The organism is Acinetobacter sp. NBRC 110496, from assembly GCF_000876115.1.
Lineage (GTDB): Bacteria > Pseudomonadota > Gammaproteobacteria > Pseudomonadales > Moraxellaceae > Acinetobacter.
This window is the reverse complement of the sequence record NZ_BBTF01000006.1, coordinates 1-17,095: the sequence shown is the minus strand read 5'-3', so window position 1 is coordinate 17,095 and position 17,095 is coordinate 1. Positions and strand designations below refer to the sequence as shown.

The 17,095-nt window shown below is 41.3% G+C and carries 16 protein-coding genes; 5 read left to right on the top strand and 11 right to left on the bottom strand.

Annotated features, from left to right (window positions below; translation table 11 throughout):
* Positions 1-184: 184 nt before the first annotated feature.
* The 5 genes from Aba26S_RS04890 to Aba26S_RS04870 all read right to left on the bottom strand — a co-directional run bounded on the left by Aba26S_RS04890 (position 185) and on the right by Aba26S_RS04870 (position 3,495).
* A complete protein-coding gene (locus Aba26S_RS04890; RefSeq protein WP_052500214.1) occupies positions 185-520 on the bottom strand; it encodes a hypothetical protein in 336 nt (111 codons plus the stop codon).
* Positions 521-590: 70 nt separating this feature from the next.
* Entirely contained in the window at positions 591-1,427 is an 837-nt protein-coding gene (locus tag Aba26S_RS21340) for a S1 family peptidase (RefSeq protein WP_228267634.1), read from the bottom strand.
* 32 nt (positions 1,428-1,459) lie between these two features.
* Entirely contained in the window at positions 1,460-2,002 is a 543-nt protein-coding gene (locus Aba26S_RS21335; RefSeq protein WP_227541465.1) for a hypothetical protein, read from the bottom strand.
* A 178-nt stretch (positions 2,003-2,180) separates the two neighbouring features.
* Positions 2,181-2,897, bottom strand: coding sequence for a UDP-2,3-diacylglucosamine diphosphatase (locus Aba26S_RS04875; protein ID WP_005242295.1), 717 nt, complete (start codon positions 2,895-2,897; stop codon positions 2,181-2,183).
* A gap of 88 nt (positions 2,898-2,985) precedes the next feature.
* Positions 2,986-3,495 (bottom strand): peptidylprolyl isomerase, encoded by a 510-nt coding sequence (locus Aba26S_RS04870; RefSeq protein ID WP_004654349.1) that lies wholly within the window; start codon positions 3,493-3,495, stop codon positions 2,986-2,988.
* A 167-nt stretch (positions 3,496-3,662) separates the two neighbouring features.
* Here Aba26S_RS04870 and Aba26S_RS04865 point away from each other — a divergent pair, with 167 nt between their 5' ends.
* Positions 3,663-5,390, top strand: coding sequence for a glutamine--tRNA ligase/YqeY domain fusion protein (locus Aba26S_RS04865; protein WP_043970401.1), 1,728 nt, complete (start codon positions 3,663-3,665; stop codon positions 5,388-5,390).
* Positions 5,391-5,830: 440 nt separating this feature from the next.
* On the opposite strand, the gene Aba26S_RS04860 is transcribed toward Aba26S_RS04865, so the two are convergent.
* From Aba26S_RS04860 to Aba26S_RS04840, 5 genes are all read right to left on the bottom strand, one after another.
* The gene (locus tag Aba26S_RS04860) at positions 5,831-6,538 is read right to left on the bottom strand and encodes a glutamine amidotransferase (RefSeq protein WP_043970399.1); all 708 of its coding nucleotides are present in this window, start codon (positions 6,536-6,538) and stop codon (positions 5,831-5,833) included.
* Between the two features lie 116 nt (positions 6,539-6,654).
* A complete protein-coding gene (gene eutC / locus Aba26S_RS04855) occupies positions 6,655-7,467 on the bottom strand; it encodes an ethanolamine ammonia-lyase subunit EutC (RefSeq protein WP_043970398.1) in 813 nt (270 codons plus the stop codon).
* A 10-nt stretch (positions 7,468-7,477) separates the two neighbouring features.
* On the bottom strand, positions 7,478-8,863 hold the full coding sequence (locus tag Aba26S_RS04850; protein ID WP_043970396.1) for an ethanolamine ammonia-lyase subunit EutB: 1,386 nt from the start codon (positions 8,861-8,863) through the stop codon (positions 7,478-7,480).
* Positions 8,864-8,886: 23 nt separating this feature from the next.
* Complete coding sequence (gene eat, locus Aba26S_RS04845; protein WP_043970390.1) at positions 8,887-10,317, bottom strand: ethanolamine permease; 1,431 nt, start codon at positions 10,315-10,317, stop codon at positions 8,887-8,889.
* 211 nt (positions 10,318-10,528) lie between these two features.
* Positions 10,529-12,040, bottom strand: a complete 1,512-nt coding sequence (locus Aba26S_RS04840) for an aldehyde dehydrogenase family protein (RefSeq protein WP_043970388.1) — start codon at positions 12,038-12,040, stop codon at positions 10,529-10,531.
* Positions 12,041-12,167: 127 nt separating this feature from the next.
* On the opposite strand from Aba26S_RS04840, the gene Aba26S_RS04835 reads away from it, so the two are divergent.
* Entirely contained in the window at positions 12,168-13,346 is a 1,179-nt protein-coding gene (locus Aba26S_RS04835) for a transcriptional regulator (protein ID WP_043970386.1), read from the top strand.
* A 30-nt stretch (positions 13,347-13,376) separates the two neighbouring features.
* Here the strand turns inward: Aba26S_RS04835 and Aba26S_RS04830 are convergent, their stop codons facing one another.
* Positions 13,377-14,342, bottom strand: coding sequence for an alpha/beta hydrolase (locus tag Aba26S_RS04830; RefSeq protein WP_043970383.1), 966 nt, complete (start codon positions 14,340-14,342; stop codon positions 13,377-13,379).
* A gap of 194 nt (positions 14,343-14,536) precedes the next feature.
* Between Aba26S_RS04830 and Aba26S_RS04825 the strand changes: the two genes are divergently transcribed.
* The 3 genes from Aba26S_RS04825 to Aba26S_RS04815 all read left to right on the top strand — a co-directional run.
* Positions 14,537-16,249, top strand: coding sequence for an AAA family ATPase (locus Aba26S_RS04825; RefSeq protein ID WP_043970381.1), 1,713 nt, complete (start codon positions 14,537-14,539; stop codon positions 16,247-16,249).
* 13 nt (positions 16,250-16,262) lie between these two features.
* On the top strand, positions 16,263-16,625 hold the full coding sequence (locus Aba26S_RS04820) for a 5-carboxymethyl-2-hydroxymuconate Delta-isomerase (RefSeq protein WP_043970378.1): 363 nt from the start codon (positions 16,263-16,265) through the stop codon (positions 16,623-16,625).
* A gap of 239 nt (positions 16,626-16,864) precedes the next feature.
* Positions 16,865-17,095 (top strand): hypothetical protein (locus tag Aba26S_RS04815; RefSeq protein WP_043970375.1); only part of this gene is annotated, 231 nt, incomplete at its 3' end.

Here is a 17,095-nt window from a genome sequence, read left to right as displayed (position 1 = left end):
TACTTGATCTCACTGTCGCTGAAAGTAGCTAAATGTGATTTTGATATCGATTTAAGTCGTATGTGGGTTTTATCAGATTGGTTAACGTTCTGATGAGTTGTAAGAAAATAAAGTAGAGCCTGATCACAAGTCTCAGCGATCAGGCTTTTGTATGGAGGTATCTATCAATAGGAATGTGAATGTATTATTGAATATAAAACAAAGCTCGACTCACTCCATTTAGGCAATGATTATTTGATATATGGTAAGAGGCAATTATTTTATTGTTTAATTCCAGCATATCACCATTCATTCTCACCTCTTGCTCAGGCTTTAGTTGAATATTTCCATCGGTAATTATTCCATTTTTCCATCGGAATTCATTTGGGAAAATAAGTGGAAGATTATTGTTCGCTGTTGAGAGGTAAACACAGTTGTTAATGACTTTAATGGTTCCTCCTGCGATACCCAGTCTTGAGCCCGTACCCATTTTTTTATAAGTCACTAGCTCAATTTCAGGTTTAAGCTGAGATATGTTCATAATGTCCTCTTTTGAATGACATCCACTTAACATGGCGAAAGTTAGGAGCATAATAAAAAGGTTATGGTGTTTATTGAGTAACAATGCTGGCACCTATCGAATTTAAATAATCGAGACTGGTATAGATTGAGATATCTACTGGACTCGTTGAATCTTGGCCTTTCCAAAAACAGGCATGCATAATTCCATATCCAGTAGTTAATGCAAACCAAGGGCCACCGCTGTCTCCAGGATAACAACGTAAAGAACCTTGCCCAGTTGTATGGTCATGTCCTGCATTCCCGTTGGTATTTTTAACAATAACAAAGGTATTACCATTGTTTTCTGCATTTCCTCCACTTATGCTTTCAACTTCACCGCAACTCTGTGTCAGAGTTGTAACATATTGACCTGTTTTACCAAGATGACAAATATATGCTCCATTTACTGTACCATTATCATATGGAGTTCCTGCACGAGTTTTTGTTGCTGTTAATTTTCTAAAGTTGACGCTTGAATCTGCATAAAATTCGGCTTTAGCCGCTTGAGTTGAAGCTGTTCCCGCTGGAAGGAATCCAAGGTCAGCAACACTATCATCTCTCCAGCCACTTGAAATGGGTTGAGATGCGGGTAGAAGTGGGATGATATATTTTGTTCCATCCCGATCTGAATATTGATATTCAGAAAATTGGCCTACCGATGCACAGTGTCCTGCAGTTATAATTCCTAATACATTGTTTCTTTTGCCAATAAATCCACTAAAACAAGCAATTTGGCCTTTTACAGAATCTGGTGCAGTTGCTAGTAGGGGTGATCCTCCTCGAGTAGCCACTCTTCCCCCAAAAGGAACAACACTAATTTCAACAGGAACAGCCAAAAGGACTTCTGCTATTTGTTTTGCATTGCCTTTATCCGATTTAACATACACTTTCGCATTTCCTGTTTTCTCATCGTCATAGACTAACTGTAGTTCTGGGAGTGATTTTTTAGCTGCTCTCGTTTAGATTCAATATTCTTTAAACGTTGTTCTTTTGTTTTATAATTTTGTTGACTAAAATTAATAGGAGCGGACAATGGTTGTGAATATTGTGTAGCCACTGTTCTGATGTCTGCATCGCTAATATTAAATTGTTTTCTTAAATTAGAATTTCCTTTACTTGAGATAATGCTTTGGACTGCTTGTGAAGTCTTAGGTTTAACCGTTAATGACGTTGGTAAATTTTTAGCATAATTCGCGACATTCACTTTTAAAGCAAAGTCATTTTTACTGTTGTCAAAATACATTCCTTGTAGATCACCTTTTACATTGTTTCTAATATTGGAAATATCAGAAGATGTCCCATGCATAATCAATAATCTTCGTATGGCCTCATCATAAGGTACATCATATGAAGCTGCATAGAATTTTGCATCAATTGCTAAAGCTTCTGCCTCATTTATGAGATTTGAGTCATCTGCGAAAGCAGAGTTGGTCGAAATAATTAACAAAGTGAGAAAAGACACTCTTTTTAGGATCGAAAATTCATCCTGAATTGTGTTGTGTAAATTCAATATAGATGAAAATTGTTAAGTTTTTCTAAAATAAAATGAAACTAAAAATTACAGCTATATGATATTGGGAGTAAATTTTATTTAAAGAAATTTATATTAATTTATTGATTTTACTTATATGTCTTGAGTGTTAATAATTCCACTGTTTAAACTCTAATTGATAATTTTCTTGCTCGTTGAGCTCTAAAATCCAAGCTGAATCTGCTCGCCAGTCTCCCAAAACAATACGCTGTTTATTCAGGACATGATGAATCTCTGGACGATGGGTATGACCGTGAATTAAATAATCAACATGTTCAATCACGGATTCGACTGCTTGAGCATTGACATCCATGATGTCATAGCTTTTCAGCTGTTTGGTTTCGCTACTTTTTTTCCGGAAACCATTGGCCAGTTTTTGTCTAAAGCTCAATGGGGTGCGTTTTAATAACCCTAATATTAATGGGTTACGGATCACTTTGCGAAAACGTTGATAAGCAACATCATCGGTACAGAGCGCATCACCATGCTCCAGTCGGAAGGTATGCTGCTGAATCTGTAGGCTATAAACGTCTGGCAATAGAATGCCGTTAAATCGAGATAGGAATTTTTGACCCAAAGCAAAATCCCGGTTACCGACCTGAAAGTAAACTTGGTTGCCTGCATCGGTAAACGCTTGTAAGGCATTGACAATTTCATCTAACCACGGTGCAGTATAATCATCGCCAATCCATGCATTAAACCAGTCTCCTAAGATATAGAGCTGGGTATTTTTATTGTGATATTCATTTAATAAAGCCAAAAACCCTCGAATGAGTCGAGGGTGATCGGGTGACAAGTGTAAATCTGAAATAAACAGGTAGGTCACACTTTTATCCTATTTTATAATCCCTCCCAACCTCCCTTTATAAAGGGAGGAGTTCCCCTCTTTTTTAAAGAGGGGTTAGGGGAGATTTTTATTCAGAGATAATTTTAGCAGACTCAATTACAACGTTTTCTAAAGGAACATCTGCATGATAACCACGGTTACCTGTACGAACGCCTTTGATTGCTTCTACAATGTCCATACCTTCAACAACTTTACCAAACACGGCATAACCCCAACCTTGCGCTGTTTTACCAGTGTGGTTTAAGAAAGAGTTATTTTTAACGTTGATAAAGAATTGTGCAGATGCTGAGTGAGGAGCTTGAGTACGCGCCATTGCAATCGTGCCTTCATCGTTGCTTAAGCCGTTGTCAGCTTCGTTTTCGATAGAGTCACGAGTTGCTTTCTCTTTGAAGTTTTCATCCATGCCACCGCCTTGGATCATAAAACCATCAATCACGCGGTGAAAAATTACGCCGTCATAGAAACCGTCACGTACATATTCTAAGAAATTTGCAACCGTTTTTGGTGCTTTTTCAGCGTTAAGCTCAAGAACAATACGACCTTTATTGGTATTTAATTCGACTTGAGGAAAACTCATTACATTAATCTCCTAAACATGGGCAAATTGACCATGGGTTTTTGGTTGAGAGAAGCATAAGCAAACTGTAAACTACAAGGCAAGTAAAAAACGTTAAAATCTTTCATAAAAAGCAAAGATTGCGTTTTTATTTCCCATTTTTAACTGTAAGAAGTGATTTACACCCTATGAAGCCAAATGATGTTGTTTCTGAACTGCCGAAGACCCCGACACCGAATACTCATGCCTCTGTCGATGCTGCGCAGCAAGAACAACAGGCAGGCTTAGACTTTGTACGTCAAGTGATTACAGATGACTTAAAAGAAGGCCGTACCCAAAAAGTGGTGACACGTTTCCCACCTGAGCCAAATGGTTATCTACATATTGGTCACGTGAAAGCGATTTGTCTCAACTTTGGTATTGCTGAAGAATTCGAAGGTTTATGTAATTTACGATTCGACGACACAAATCCGGATGCCGAAGAACAAGAGTACGTTGATGGTATTGCCAATGATGTGAAATGGTTAGGTTTTAACTGGAATGGTGAGCCACGTTATGCATCAGGTTATTTCGATCAACTTTATGCATGGGCTGTCCAATTGATTGAACAAGGTGATGCTTATGTTGATTTGCAAACACCAGAAGAAATTAAGTTGAACCGTGGTAATTTCGTTGAGCCGGGTAAAAACTCACCTTATCGTGATGCGACTGTTGCAGAAAATCTTGCGCGTTTTGAACAAATGCGTAATGGTGAAATTCAAGAGGGTGGCGCTGTACTTCGTGCCAAAATTGATATGACCAGCCCGAATGTACATATGCGTGATCCGATTCTTTATCGCGTCCTGCATTCAGAGCATCACCAAACTGGTGATAAGTGGAAAATGTACCCAATGTATGACTATGCGCATCCATTGTCAGATGCGATTGAAGGCATTACGCATTCTTTATGTACACTGGAATTCCAGGATCATCGTCCATTCTATGACTGGATTGTCGAGAAAGTTCACTCGCAAGCCGTTCCGCGTCAGTACGAGTCTTCGCGTTTAAATGTTGATTATACGATTACTTCTAAACGTAAATTGCGTAAATTGGTTGAAGGCAATTATGTACAAGGCTGGGATGATCCACGTATGCCAACTGTTGTTGGTATGCGCCGTCGTGGTTTTACTGCGGAAGGCCTACGTGATTTCTGTAAGCGTGTTGGTGTTTCTAAAACAGATGGTATTGTTGATGTGGCAATGCTTGAGTTCTGTATTCGTCAATCTTTGGAAAATACTGCTGCACGCGGGATGGCGGTACTTAATCCACTTAAAGTAACGCTAACGAACTTGCCAGAAGAAATGGATCTCACGCATGCGCGTCATCCAAACGTGGATATGGGCGAACGTATCATTCCTTTGACACGTGAACTTTATATTGATCGTAAAGATTTTGAAGAAGTACCACCAAAAGGTTTCAAGCGCTTGATTCCTGAGGGTGAAGTGCGTTTACGCCATGCTTATGTGATCAAATGTGATGAAGTGATTAAAGATGCCAATGGTGAAGTGATCGAGCTTAAATGTTCAATCGACCCTGAAACTTTGGGTAAAAATCCCGAAGGCCGTAAGGTAAAAGGCGTGATTCATTGGGTATCAGCTAGTCAAGGTGTACCTGCAGAAGTTCGTATTTATGATCGTTTATTTACCGAAGCGGCACCAGATGCGGATGATGATTTCTTGGCACATCTAAATCCTGAATCCTTAAAAGTAGTACAAGCGGTGATTGAACCTGCTTTAGCACAAGCGAAATCCGAGGATCGTTTCCAGTTTGAACGTGAAGGTTACTTTGTTGCGGATCAATATGATCATCAAGCTGACAAACCCGTGTTTAACCGTATCCTTGATTTAAAGGATAGTTTTAAAGCAGATAAAAAGTAATTAAAAAAAGGGCCTAATACTTTATTAGGCCCTTTCAATTTAGATCTGCGTAGAACTGTAATGATTGAGTTACTTAAAACCTAAAGTAAAGTTCTATGCAGTTGGATTAATATGATAAAAGTAAATTATCATCGCAATTAATAAAAAAATAGCAGCCATGAGATAAGTGTTAACTGTATGAAAACTTTTAATAAACTTTAAAATATCCATTTTCCCGACTCAAAAAATATAACTAAGTACTGTATTAATTAATATACATTTCATTAAATATTGTAACTAACTGCACTTTTTTTTCAATATTTTAGTCATCAAAATTTAATATTTATTTCTTTTAAGAATAATTATTGTTTTTTTAAAGATTTGTTTCTTCAGGTTTTTCTACCGTCTCAATTTATTGAGTCGGTAGAATGAATTACGGGTTTGGCATGCAGATTTTAGCCTCAATCTAGATGAGAAAGAAAATGGCTCATAATTTGGGCAATTTTATTCTCTAACTGTGCCGCATAGGCCTGATTATCTTGTCTTAATTGAGGAATTGATAAACCTGCATGGCGTATTTCACAGGTATGTCCAATCAGCCATTTCTCAAAACTTTGCCCAACCACCTCAAGATGAAATTGTAAGGCGAGAATATTATTGCCAACAGAAAAGGCCTGATTTGGATAAATTGCAGAACTTGCCAATAAAGTTGCATTTGGGGGCAAATCAAAAGTGTCCCCATGCCAGTGCAATACTTCCACATTTTCCAGTGCGGCTAAAGGATTCTGCTCAACAGCCTTAATTTCCAATTGGCTCCAACCGATTTCTTTCTGATGTCCTGCATAGACTTTTGCACCCAATGCATGTGCGATGAGTTGTGCACCTAAGCAAATGCCAATGGTCGGCTTGTTGGCTTTTAAGCGTTGTTTTAAGCCTTCAATTTCATTGACTAGAAAAGGATAGTCCTCGGTTTCATAGACGCCGATGGGGCCGCCAAGAATTACCGTTAGCCCTTCATAGTTTAGTGCAGGACTCAGGTCATCGACACCCGCTTCGAAATAACGGACACGGAAGCCGAACTGATAAAAAACATCTTCTAAAGAGCCGAGATCTTCAAAAGCAAGATGTTGAATGGCATAAACAGTTTTGAGATGAGCGGCGAGGGTCATGACCGAGTACCGATGAATAAAAATTATTTTGTATCTTAAATCATTTTTAAGACCGATGTCTTGATCTTATGTACTTTGGACAGCACTGAAAATAAGGCTGCCCAAGTGTTGTATCGTTAAAAAAGCAATTTGCGTTGATGATGTTCCTCAACTACTGGTACCACATGTTCATCCTTTAAATCAACGCCAGACAGCCCCAGCCGTTTGGAGTTATGCATTAAGGCCAGTAAGCGTTGGGTAGCAATCGGAATACTTAATCCTGCGGGACGAATATTGGAAATACAGTTGCGTTGCGAATCCAGGCAGCCACTGAAGGCATCGAATGTGTAATAGAGGCCCATGCTGTCAGGCGAACTGAGACCCGGACGCTCACCAATCAGCATAATCAACATACGTGCCTGAAAAATTTCAGCAATTTCATCACCTAACGCAACACGACTGCCTGTAGCAATCACAATAGGCGCTAAAGACCACTGTTGTTCTGCAAAAGGTTGGATCAGTGCCTGTATGAAAGGCAGCGCATTTTCTTCAATGGCGCGAGCCGATAAACCATCACCAATCACGATGCAGACATCATAATCCTGCTGATCTTGTTGCATCTGCTGAAGCTGTTGCGTCGAATCGGTTGAAAGTAATCGTCCTAAATCAGGCCGCTTCAAATACAGCTCTTTATGTTCTGCCTGACTTTGTACATGGATAGGATTAAGCCCCAATTGTTGTAATTGCTCAGTGAGTAATTCAACATTTAAGCACTGGAAAACCGCATCTTTGGCCTGAGCATGGCTGAGTTGAAAATCTAGTAAAGCGCGGGTTGGGATGCTGCAACCAGTGCGCCCAATGGCAATCCGCGCATCAGTAAACTGTTTCAGGGTTTCCCATTGGTCGTGATGTGTTTGGGCTGGAAATTGAATGTCTTTTGAAAGTTTCATCAAACTCTCCTCAATGCATCAATAATCTAGAGAATTGAGCAGGCATCTGTTTTGCCCAATGAATATGCTGTTGTTGCTGTTTTAAAATCCCTTGCTGTTCTAACCAAGATGCAAACTCAGGCGCAGGCTGTAGTCCGAGTAATTGTCTGAGATAAAGTGCATCATGAAAGGAAGTGGTTTGATAATTCAGCATCACATCATCTGAACCCGGAATGCCCATAATAAAATTAATGCCTGCTGTACCAAATAGGGTCAGCAGCACATCCATATCGTTTTGGTCGGCATCGGCATGATTGGTATAGCAAATATCACAGCCCATTGGCAGACCGAGCAGTTTGCCACAGAAATGATCTTCCAGACCTGCCCGGATAATTTGTTTGCCATCATAGAGATATTCAGGGCCAATGAAACCGACCACGGTATTGACCAATAAGGGATTGTATTTGCGTGCCACTGCATAGGCGCGCGCTTCAATGGTCTGCTGATCAACGCCATGATGCGCATTGCTGGATAGGGCGCTGCCTTGACCTGTTTCAAAGTACATCACATTGTTGCCAAGCGTACCTCGGTTTAAAGCCAGCGTCGCTTCATAGCCTTCTTGCAGCATGGCAAGCGAAATACCGAAACCTTCATTGGCTTTCTGTGTGCCTGCGATGGATTGAAACATCAGGTCAATTGGAACATTTTTTTCTGCCAGTTGAATGCCTGAACTGATATGGGTCAGAACGCAAGACTGGGTCGGGATTTGATATTCCTGAATGACATGATCGATCAGTTTTAACAGTTCAGATAAATTATGCAGATTGTCAGTTGCAGGATTAATTCCGATCACGGCATCTCCATTGCCATACATTAAACCATCCAAAATACTGGCGGAAATACCAAGTACATCATCGGTGGGATGATTGGGTTGTAAACGCGTGGATAAATGTCCTTTTAAACCGATGGTATTGCGAAATTGGGTAATGACCTCACATTTGCTTGCGACATAAATCAGATCTTGATTGCGCATGATTTTACTCACAGCGGCAACCATTTCAGGGGTTAATCCTGCTGCAAGCTGTTCCAGTTTTTCGGTGGTAGCATCCTCGCTGAGCAACCAATTACGGAAATCGCCAACCGTAAAATGCGCAATCGGCGCAAACAGATCAGCGCGATGTTCATCAATAATCAGACGGGTAATTTCATCGCTTTCGTAATCGACCACGGTTTCATTTAAAAAGTTTTTTAAAGGCACATCTGCCAGGGTGATTTGTGCTGCAACTCGTTCAGTTGCATCCTGTGCCGCAACACCTGCCAGTTGATCGCCAGAACGTAAAGGGGTGGCTTTTGCCATCAAGGTTTTAAGATCAGCAAATTGATAGTGTTGTTGGGCCACGATTTGACGGTAACGCATGCGCTTCTCCTTAATCTTCCTGATTATTGCTTTTCATCTGCGGTGATCTGTGCAAATTCTTCTTCTGGCGTTCCTTGGATGAGTTGATGACGGCTATAAAATATAAAATAAGCAATAAAGACCATATAAATGCCTGCTGCAATACACCACACTTTAGAATTGACCAGAAAGCCTGCGACAACTGCAATCGCTGCCAGAATCAAGGCAATACTTGAAGTGAAAATACCGCCAGGTGTTTTATAGGGACGGTGCATTAAAGGTCGAGATACGCGCAGTTTAATATGCGAGAGCATCATCAATACATAAGAAATGGTTGCACCGAAGACTGCAATTAAAATCAGTAGGTCACCTTCTTTAGTTAAGGACAACAAGAATCCGATTATGCCGGGAATAATGATGGCTAAATAAGGGGCGTGATTTTTATTGGTCAATGACAGCGAGGTAGGTAAATAGCCAGCACGGGAGAGGGCAAAAATTTGACGTGAATACGCATAGATAATTGAAAAGAAACTGGCGATGAGCCCAGCAAGACCGACAAAATTAACAAAGTTGGCCAACCAAGTACCTTGTCCATAGACTTTGACAAGGGCATCGACCAAAGGCGCACTGGAGTGTTGCAAGGTACTGGCACCTGCTGCACCTGCGCCTAAAAATAGAATTAATAGGGCAAAGGCGGTTAAAATCAGCATGGCACCAATCAATCCGCGTGGCAGTGATTTGGCAGGATCTTTGGCTTCTTCTGCGGCTAAGGGTACACCTTCAACAGCCAAGAAAAACCAGATCGCATAGGGAACAGCGGCCCAAATACCTAAATAGCCATAAGGTAAAAAGTGGCTTGCGCCAAATTGTTGCCCCGCAGCAATATCAAACAGATTTTGCGAATTAAAATGCGGCAACATCGCAACAATAAAAACAGCCAGTGCGATTGCCGCAACTAAGGTGATGGCAAACATAATTTTAAGGGCTTCACCTGCACCTTTCAGGTGGATGCCCATAAAAATGAGATAACAGGCTAAATAAACCTGCCAGCCACCTATACCGAATAACGATTCACAATAGGCCCCAATGAAGGTCGCGATGGCGGCAGGAGCAATCGCATATTCAATCAGAATTGCGGTACCTGTTAAATAGCCACCGAGTGGGCCAAATGCGATACGGGCAAAACTATAACCGCCACCTGCTGTTGGCAGCATGGTCGCCATTTCGGACATAGCAAGGCATAGGCACAGATACATCACGGCAACGACTGCGGTGGCAACAAACATGCCACCCCAACCACCTTGTGCAATACCGAAATTCCAGCCAGCAAAGTCACCTGAAATAACATAGGCGACACCTAGACCGATCAGCAATAACCAGCCCACGGCACCTTGTTTAAGTTTTCTCTGGGCAAAATAATCTTCGGAAGAGGTTGTCGATGCTGAAAGTACAGAAAGTGGTTCTTGATTGTTCATACAAAGCTCCGTGTATGGTTCTCATCAGCAAGATGCAAAAGCAATGCCGATGTTGCACATCTTGTGCCAAAATTTAATTTTTATTTGCTTTGGTGATTCAGTTTGAGTGAAAAATAGAGGTTTTGTTTATAAACCAACAGCTGCCGATTTAAAACCGGTATAAGTCTTTAAAGATAAGGCTTATACCGGTCAGCAAACCGATTTGAATCACCTAGAAAAAGCCCATGGCTTTGGTTGAATAACTCACCAACAAGTTTTTGGTTTGTTGATAATGATCGAGCATCATTTTATGGTTTTCACGGCCAACCCCAGACTTTTTATAGCCCCCAAATGCAGCATGAGCAGGGTAGATGTGATAACAATTGGTCCATACCCGACCCGCCTCAATGGCACGGCCTGCACGATAAGCGGTATGGGTTGAACGTGACCAGACCCCAGCACCTAAACCATACATGGTGTCATTGGCGATCTGGATGGCTTCATCAAAGTCCTTGAATGTGGTTACCGATAGCACAGGGCCAAAGATCTCTTCCTGAAATACTTGCATCTGGTTATGACCTTTAAAGATGGTTGGTTCGATGTAATAACCATTACCGACTTCTTGGCGACCATGGCCACCCAAAAGTACCTCGGCACCTTCTTGTCGGCCTGTATCGATACAACGCAGGATTTTCTCTTGTTGTTCTAAGGAGGCTTGTGCACCGACCATGGTGTCGGTATCGAGTGGATGTCCAAGTTTGATGCGCTTGACCCGTTCGATGGCTTTTTCCATAAATTGATCGGCGATACTTTCTTGAATCAAAGCACGAGATGGGCAGGTGCAGACTTCACCTTGATTCAGCGCAAACATCGCGAAACCTTCAAGAGTTTTATCAAGAAAATCATCATCATGATCCATCACATCGGCAAAGAATACATTCGGTGATTTTCCGCCGAGTTCCAATGTCACAGGAATAATGTTTTCAGTGGCATATTGCATGATCAATTGCCCAACTTGGGTTGAACCGGTAAACGCAATTTTGGCAATGCGTGGACTGGTGGCCAGTGGTCGGCCCACTTCGGCGCCGTAACCATTGACGATATTGAGGACACCTGCTGGGAGGAGGTCCTGTATCAGTTCCGCCACCAATAAAATACCAACTGGGGTCTGTTCGGCAGGTTTAATCACCACACAGTTCCCCGCAGCCAATGCTGGGGCCAGTTTCCATGCCGCCATCAAGATCGGGAAGTTCCACGGGATGATTTGTCCCACCACACCGAGTGGCTCATGAAAATGGTAGGCGATGGTATCTTCATCAATTTCGGAGATGCCACCTTCCTGAGCACGAATACAGCCAGCAAAATAACGGAAATGGTCAATGGCTAACGGGATATCTGCCGCCAGTGTTTCGCGGACTGGCTTACCGTTATCCCAGGTTTCAGCAACCGCCAACATTTCCAAATTGGCTTCCATTCGGTCAGCAATTTTAAGCAATAAATTAGAACGCGTGGTTGGAGAGGATTTGTTCCATTCTTGCTTGGCTTTATGGGCAGCATCCAGTGCCAGTTCAATATCTTCGGCACTGGAGCGAGGAATACGAGTAAAACTTTTGCCATCGACAGGGGAAATATTGTCAAAGTAAACTCCTTTGACTGGCGCAACCCATTGCCCACCAATAAAGTTTTCATACTGGTCTTTGAAATGGATTTTTGAACCAGATTGATTGGGATCAACATAGCGCATATACATACTCCTTTATGTGTTTTGATATTTTTAAATAAAGTACCCAGTACGTTATTAACACTGAACATATCGCGCTAAAGGTTGGAAAAAGGTTGGAATTGCATGTCAAGGATGTAGGGAATTACAAATGCATACAAAAAAGGAATTATTGCAACAGCGCAAGCAGGTTGAACAACTGAGGACGCAAAGCAGCCTCAATCCGCAACATGCTGAAAAAATGGAACAGAGTATCGCCAGTTCATGGGAGCGTTCTACACTCGCTGATATTCCTAAAGAACGTTTAGCTGCGCCTTTGCTCAATCAAGTTTCGGCTCAAACAGGTTCTTTGGCTTTGGCATTACAGGTTTGCCAACAAGACCTCAAGCATGTGGCAGAACAGTCTTCAATGGTGCTTGCGGTCGGCGATGTCGGCAGTACTATTATTTGGACAGCATCCTGTACCCAAATGCGCAATGCTGCCGAACGTGTCCATTTTGTTGCAGGGGGGCAGTGGCAGGAAGAACTGGTCGGCACCAATGCCTTGGCGCTTTCACTCAAGACCCGTAAATCCAGTTGTGTATTTTCCAATGAACACTATATGGCGTCGGTACATGATTGGGTTTGTTACGCTGCGCCGATTATTGACCCTTATTCCAAGCAGCTTTTAGGTGTGGTGGATTTATCCACCACATGGGAACACCACAATAGTTTAGGGTTATTGGCCGTCGAGCGTTGTGCCGCAATTTTGCAAATGGCAGTACAGCAATTACAGCAGCAACAATTGTATTTACGTACCTTTAATACGGCACAGGTCTTGCTGAACGGGCAGAATTTGACTTTAACCCCAAGACAAATTGAAATTCTGGTGATTTTAGCCTTGTGCCCGCAGGGATTGAATTTAGAGAATTTACATCAGGCTCTCTATGGTGAGCGTAAAGTCAGTCTTGGGACATTAAAAGCAGAGATGTCGCATTTGAGAGACCGTTTAGGCGATGCGCTCGGCTCACGACCTTATCGTCTCAACGTTGCCGTCGAGGCAGATTTCTTGCAACTGGAACAGGCATTGGATGCGGGTTATATCAGTACCGCTCTACAAGGCTATACCGGTATTTTCTTAGCGAAAACCGAAAGTCCATTTTTATGTGCATGGCGAGATGGTTTGGAATCCCGTTTGAGTCATGCGATTTTTCAGACACAGGGTAGTGACGCTTTATTAAAGCATTTGGCCTATTCGCCTGAAGCAATTGATGCCGCTGAACGTTTACTGGAATTACTGCCAGCTTCGCATCCTGCTAAAAATATGCTCAGTAAGTACCAAGACCACTGAGCATTCAGATATTTAAAAGGGGCGTCAGTATTACTGGATTTTTTCTGCTAACCAAGCAAACAGATCTTTATAAACCTGTGCACGCACAGGCGGTGCAGATAAAACCAAATCATGCAGACCATTTTGAATGGACAGCGTTTGTACATCACCTTTCATTTTCTTGGCATTCTGAGTCATGTCTTTGACATCGAGAATCACATCGCTTTGTTGAGCGTCGATTCCCCATTTTCTTGGATTGTTAGATTGATGTGAATGCATGATCAAAGTCGGTACATTTAAAGTCACGCCTTGATGAATTTCCTTTTGCGCTTCGTGAATCGCCGTGACAAAAGACAAGTGCACAAAAGGCATGCTTTTCGGTTTCCAATCGAGGTTGAAATCCCACTCACCAAAAAAATTTTTATGTAAGCTTGGGGTATACCATTGATTTAGACCACTTGGAAATTTGCCATTCGGCAGGCGTTTACCTACTTTACTCAAGAGTGGAATGCCCACTTTTTTCTCAAGCACACTTTTATAGAAATCATAGAATGGACTATTGTTCCAGACCGCTTTGATTAAGCGATGATCTGGATAATGTGCGGCATATAAGGTGGCAATTAAACCGCCTGTTGAATGGCCTGCCAATACAACTTGATTGTGATTTTCTTGACCAATAATTTCCAGTGCTTTGCTGATCTCGGCATCGTATTCACGTAAATCAAGCACATAGTAGAATTTTTGGTGAGGGAGGCGAGAGCGACCATATTTTCTTAGGTCAAGGGCATAAAAATCGTAGCCATGCTGATTAAATTGTTCAGCCATTTCTTTTTGGAAAAAATAGTCTGCAAAACCATGAATATATAAAACCGCTTTTTTGGTCGCTTCAGCAGCCTTCTTGCGAACCAAAGTAGCAACAACTTTTCCATCATAATCATCAGCGAAATTTAAGGTCAGTTGCTGATAATCTTCGCCCAATATATCTGGTTGATATGTATAGAGATTTGAAGTAGTCATTTTTATAGATCAAGTCTGAATTCATTAACAACCACATTAAATGAAATCATCTGTATGTCAATGCAATTATGCGATAGCTATCGTTCACAAAAAGTGGCGATTCAGTGAGGAAATACGGCGAGATTTCGTATTGCATTTTTATTTTAGGCAAAAAATCGTTAAGCTATGCGCTGTTGTTTTTGACTGAAGAAATTATGAAACAAGAGACTGCACTGAAGTTACTCAAAGCTGGGGAAAATGTTTTTTTAACGGGCTCAGCTGGTGCAGGTAAAACCTATACGCTTAATCAATACATCCATTATTTAAAAGCCCGTAAAGTACCTGTGGCAATTACCGCTTCGACAGGAATTGCAGCAACCCATATGAATGGCATGACCATTCATACTTGGGCAGGGATTGGGATTAAAGATCGTTTGAGTGATGATGACCTCAAGCGAATGAAAGAACGTAAATATTTAAAAGAGCATTTAGAAAATGCCCAAGTGCTGATTATTGATGAAATTTCCATGTTGCATGCCAAGCAACTGAATCTGGTCAATCAAGTCCTGAAATACTTTAAAGAAAGTGATGAGGCCTTTGGTGGGATTCAGGTGATTGTAGCAGGTGACTTCTTTCAGTTACCGCCCGTTGGTAAAAAGGATGAAAGCAATCGCGATAAATTCTGTTTTATGTCGGATGCTTGGGTCGAAGCCAAATTCCGTGTCTGTTATTTAACGGAACAGCATCGTCAGGATGATGAAATCCTCAATCAGATTTTAAATGCGATTCGTGCCCAGAATATTCAAAGCAATCACATTACCGCCTTACAACAATCCCGCCAGCATGATATTGGCGAGACCTTTACTCGTTTATATACGCACAATATGGATGTCGATAATATTAATTATCAGCACCTCAATGAAATCGACAATGAGAGCCATCAATTCAATGCGGTTGTCGATGGCAATGAAAAGTTGATGGAAACCCTAAAATCATCGGTGCGTGCGCCTGAAGAACTGACCTTGAAGAAAAATGCCAAGGTGATGTTTGTCAAAAACAACTTTGATATGGGCTATATCAACGGCAGTTTGGGCGAAGTGATCGGCTTTGAAGAAGATGACAAGCAGGGCATTCTGCCAAAAGTAAAATTGACTGATGGTACAACCTTCTTGGTTGAACCAGAAACATGGTCGATTGAAAATGAAGCGGGTAAGGCGATTGCCAGTTTCCAACAGATTCCTTTGCGTTTGGCATGGGCAATCACCATTCATAAAAGCCAAGGGATGACGTTGGAAGCTGCAGAAATCAATCTCACCCATACCTTTGAAAAAGGTCAGGGCTATGTGGCTTTATCACGTTTAAAATCACTGACAGGGCTGAAGCTGCTCGGCTTTAATGAACAGGCGCTTGAACTGGATAGCTTAGCCATTAAAGCGGATCGCCGTTTTCAGGAGTTATCGAGTGAAGCAGAAGCCAACTTTGAAAATATTGATTTAACCACCCAGCATAATGCTTTTATTCGTCATTGTGGTGGCACATTGAATGCCACTGAAATTGCCCGTAATGAAAAGAAAATCGCCAAAGGTGCGAAACAGAATTATGCCGCAGCAACTTTGGATGAAACCCGTACTTTATTTGAAGAGGGTTATGAAATTGAAGATATTGCACATGAGCGTGGTTTAACGCCTGCAACGATCATCAATCATCTGGCGCGTTTGCATAAAGAGCAGGGCTTGGATATTTCAGTCGCCAGCCCAGGCGAAGAAGTGATTGAAGAAGTGCGCAAGATTTATAAACGCCTGCATAAACGTAAAAATCCTGAACATTTTACTGATGATGGTGCAATTAAATTACGTCCTATCGTGGAAGCCACCAGTCCGCGAATGGCGTATGATCAAGTCCGTTTAGCCTTATTATTTATTGAATAGGAATGATAAAAAAATGCCGCATTTGATTGCCCACTATTCAGCCAATTTAACTGAATTAAATCCGCATCAATTATTAAAAGATGCGAATATTGCATTGGTTGAAACGGATTTATTTGTCGCACATGATATTAAATCCCGTGCATTTAAAGATGAGGTGTTTTTAATTGGTTTGAATGAAACAGAAGAGGCCTATATTCATTTAAAGCTGTATATATTGAGTGGACGAACGCAGGTACAGAAGCAAGCCGCGGGTGCAGCATTGTTGCGTCAACTAGAGCAAAAAAGCTATATGCAAGCTGAGGTCAGCTATCCCGTTCAGCTCTGTGTTGAAGTGATTGATATGCCCAAAGAGGATTATTTTAAAGCAATAATTTAGTTTAAAGTAAACGCTGTTTTATCAAATAAGGACAATTGGCCTTATTTGATAAAATATACTGATTAATATGTATTTTGATTTGATAGTCTTAAAAAAATTATTGCTAGTCATTCTAGTCACTTATATTAAAATAAAATCTTTATTCCTAAATTCGTTGCAGAATATAACATTAAAAATATAGACAGATTTGTATGCTGTTTATAGAATAGCGTAAATTTAAGTTGATTTTTTATAAAATAATGTTGAGTAATATATTTCAGGCCTTGGAAAGTTTGGGCCTTACCGCACAGAGACGTGCAATCCATATTCAGTTTTCCAATCAAAATTTAAATACTCAAGTGTTCCTGCAACGGATTGATGGGCAGCATCAACTGAATGCAGGCTTTAAAGCAGAATTAATTTGTCTGTCGACCAATGCTACTATTCCGCTGAAACAATTTATTGGTAGCCAAGCCGCAATTGATACTGTC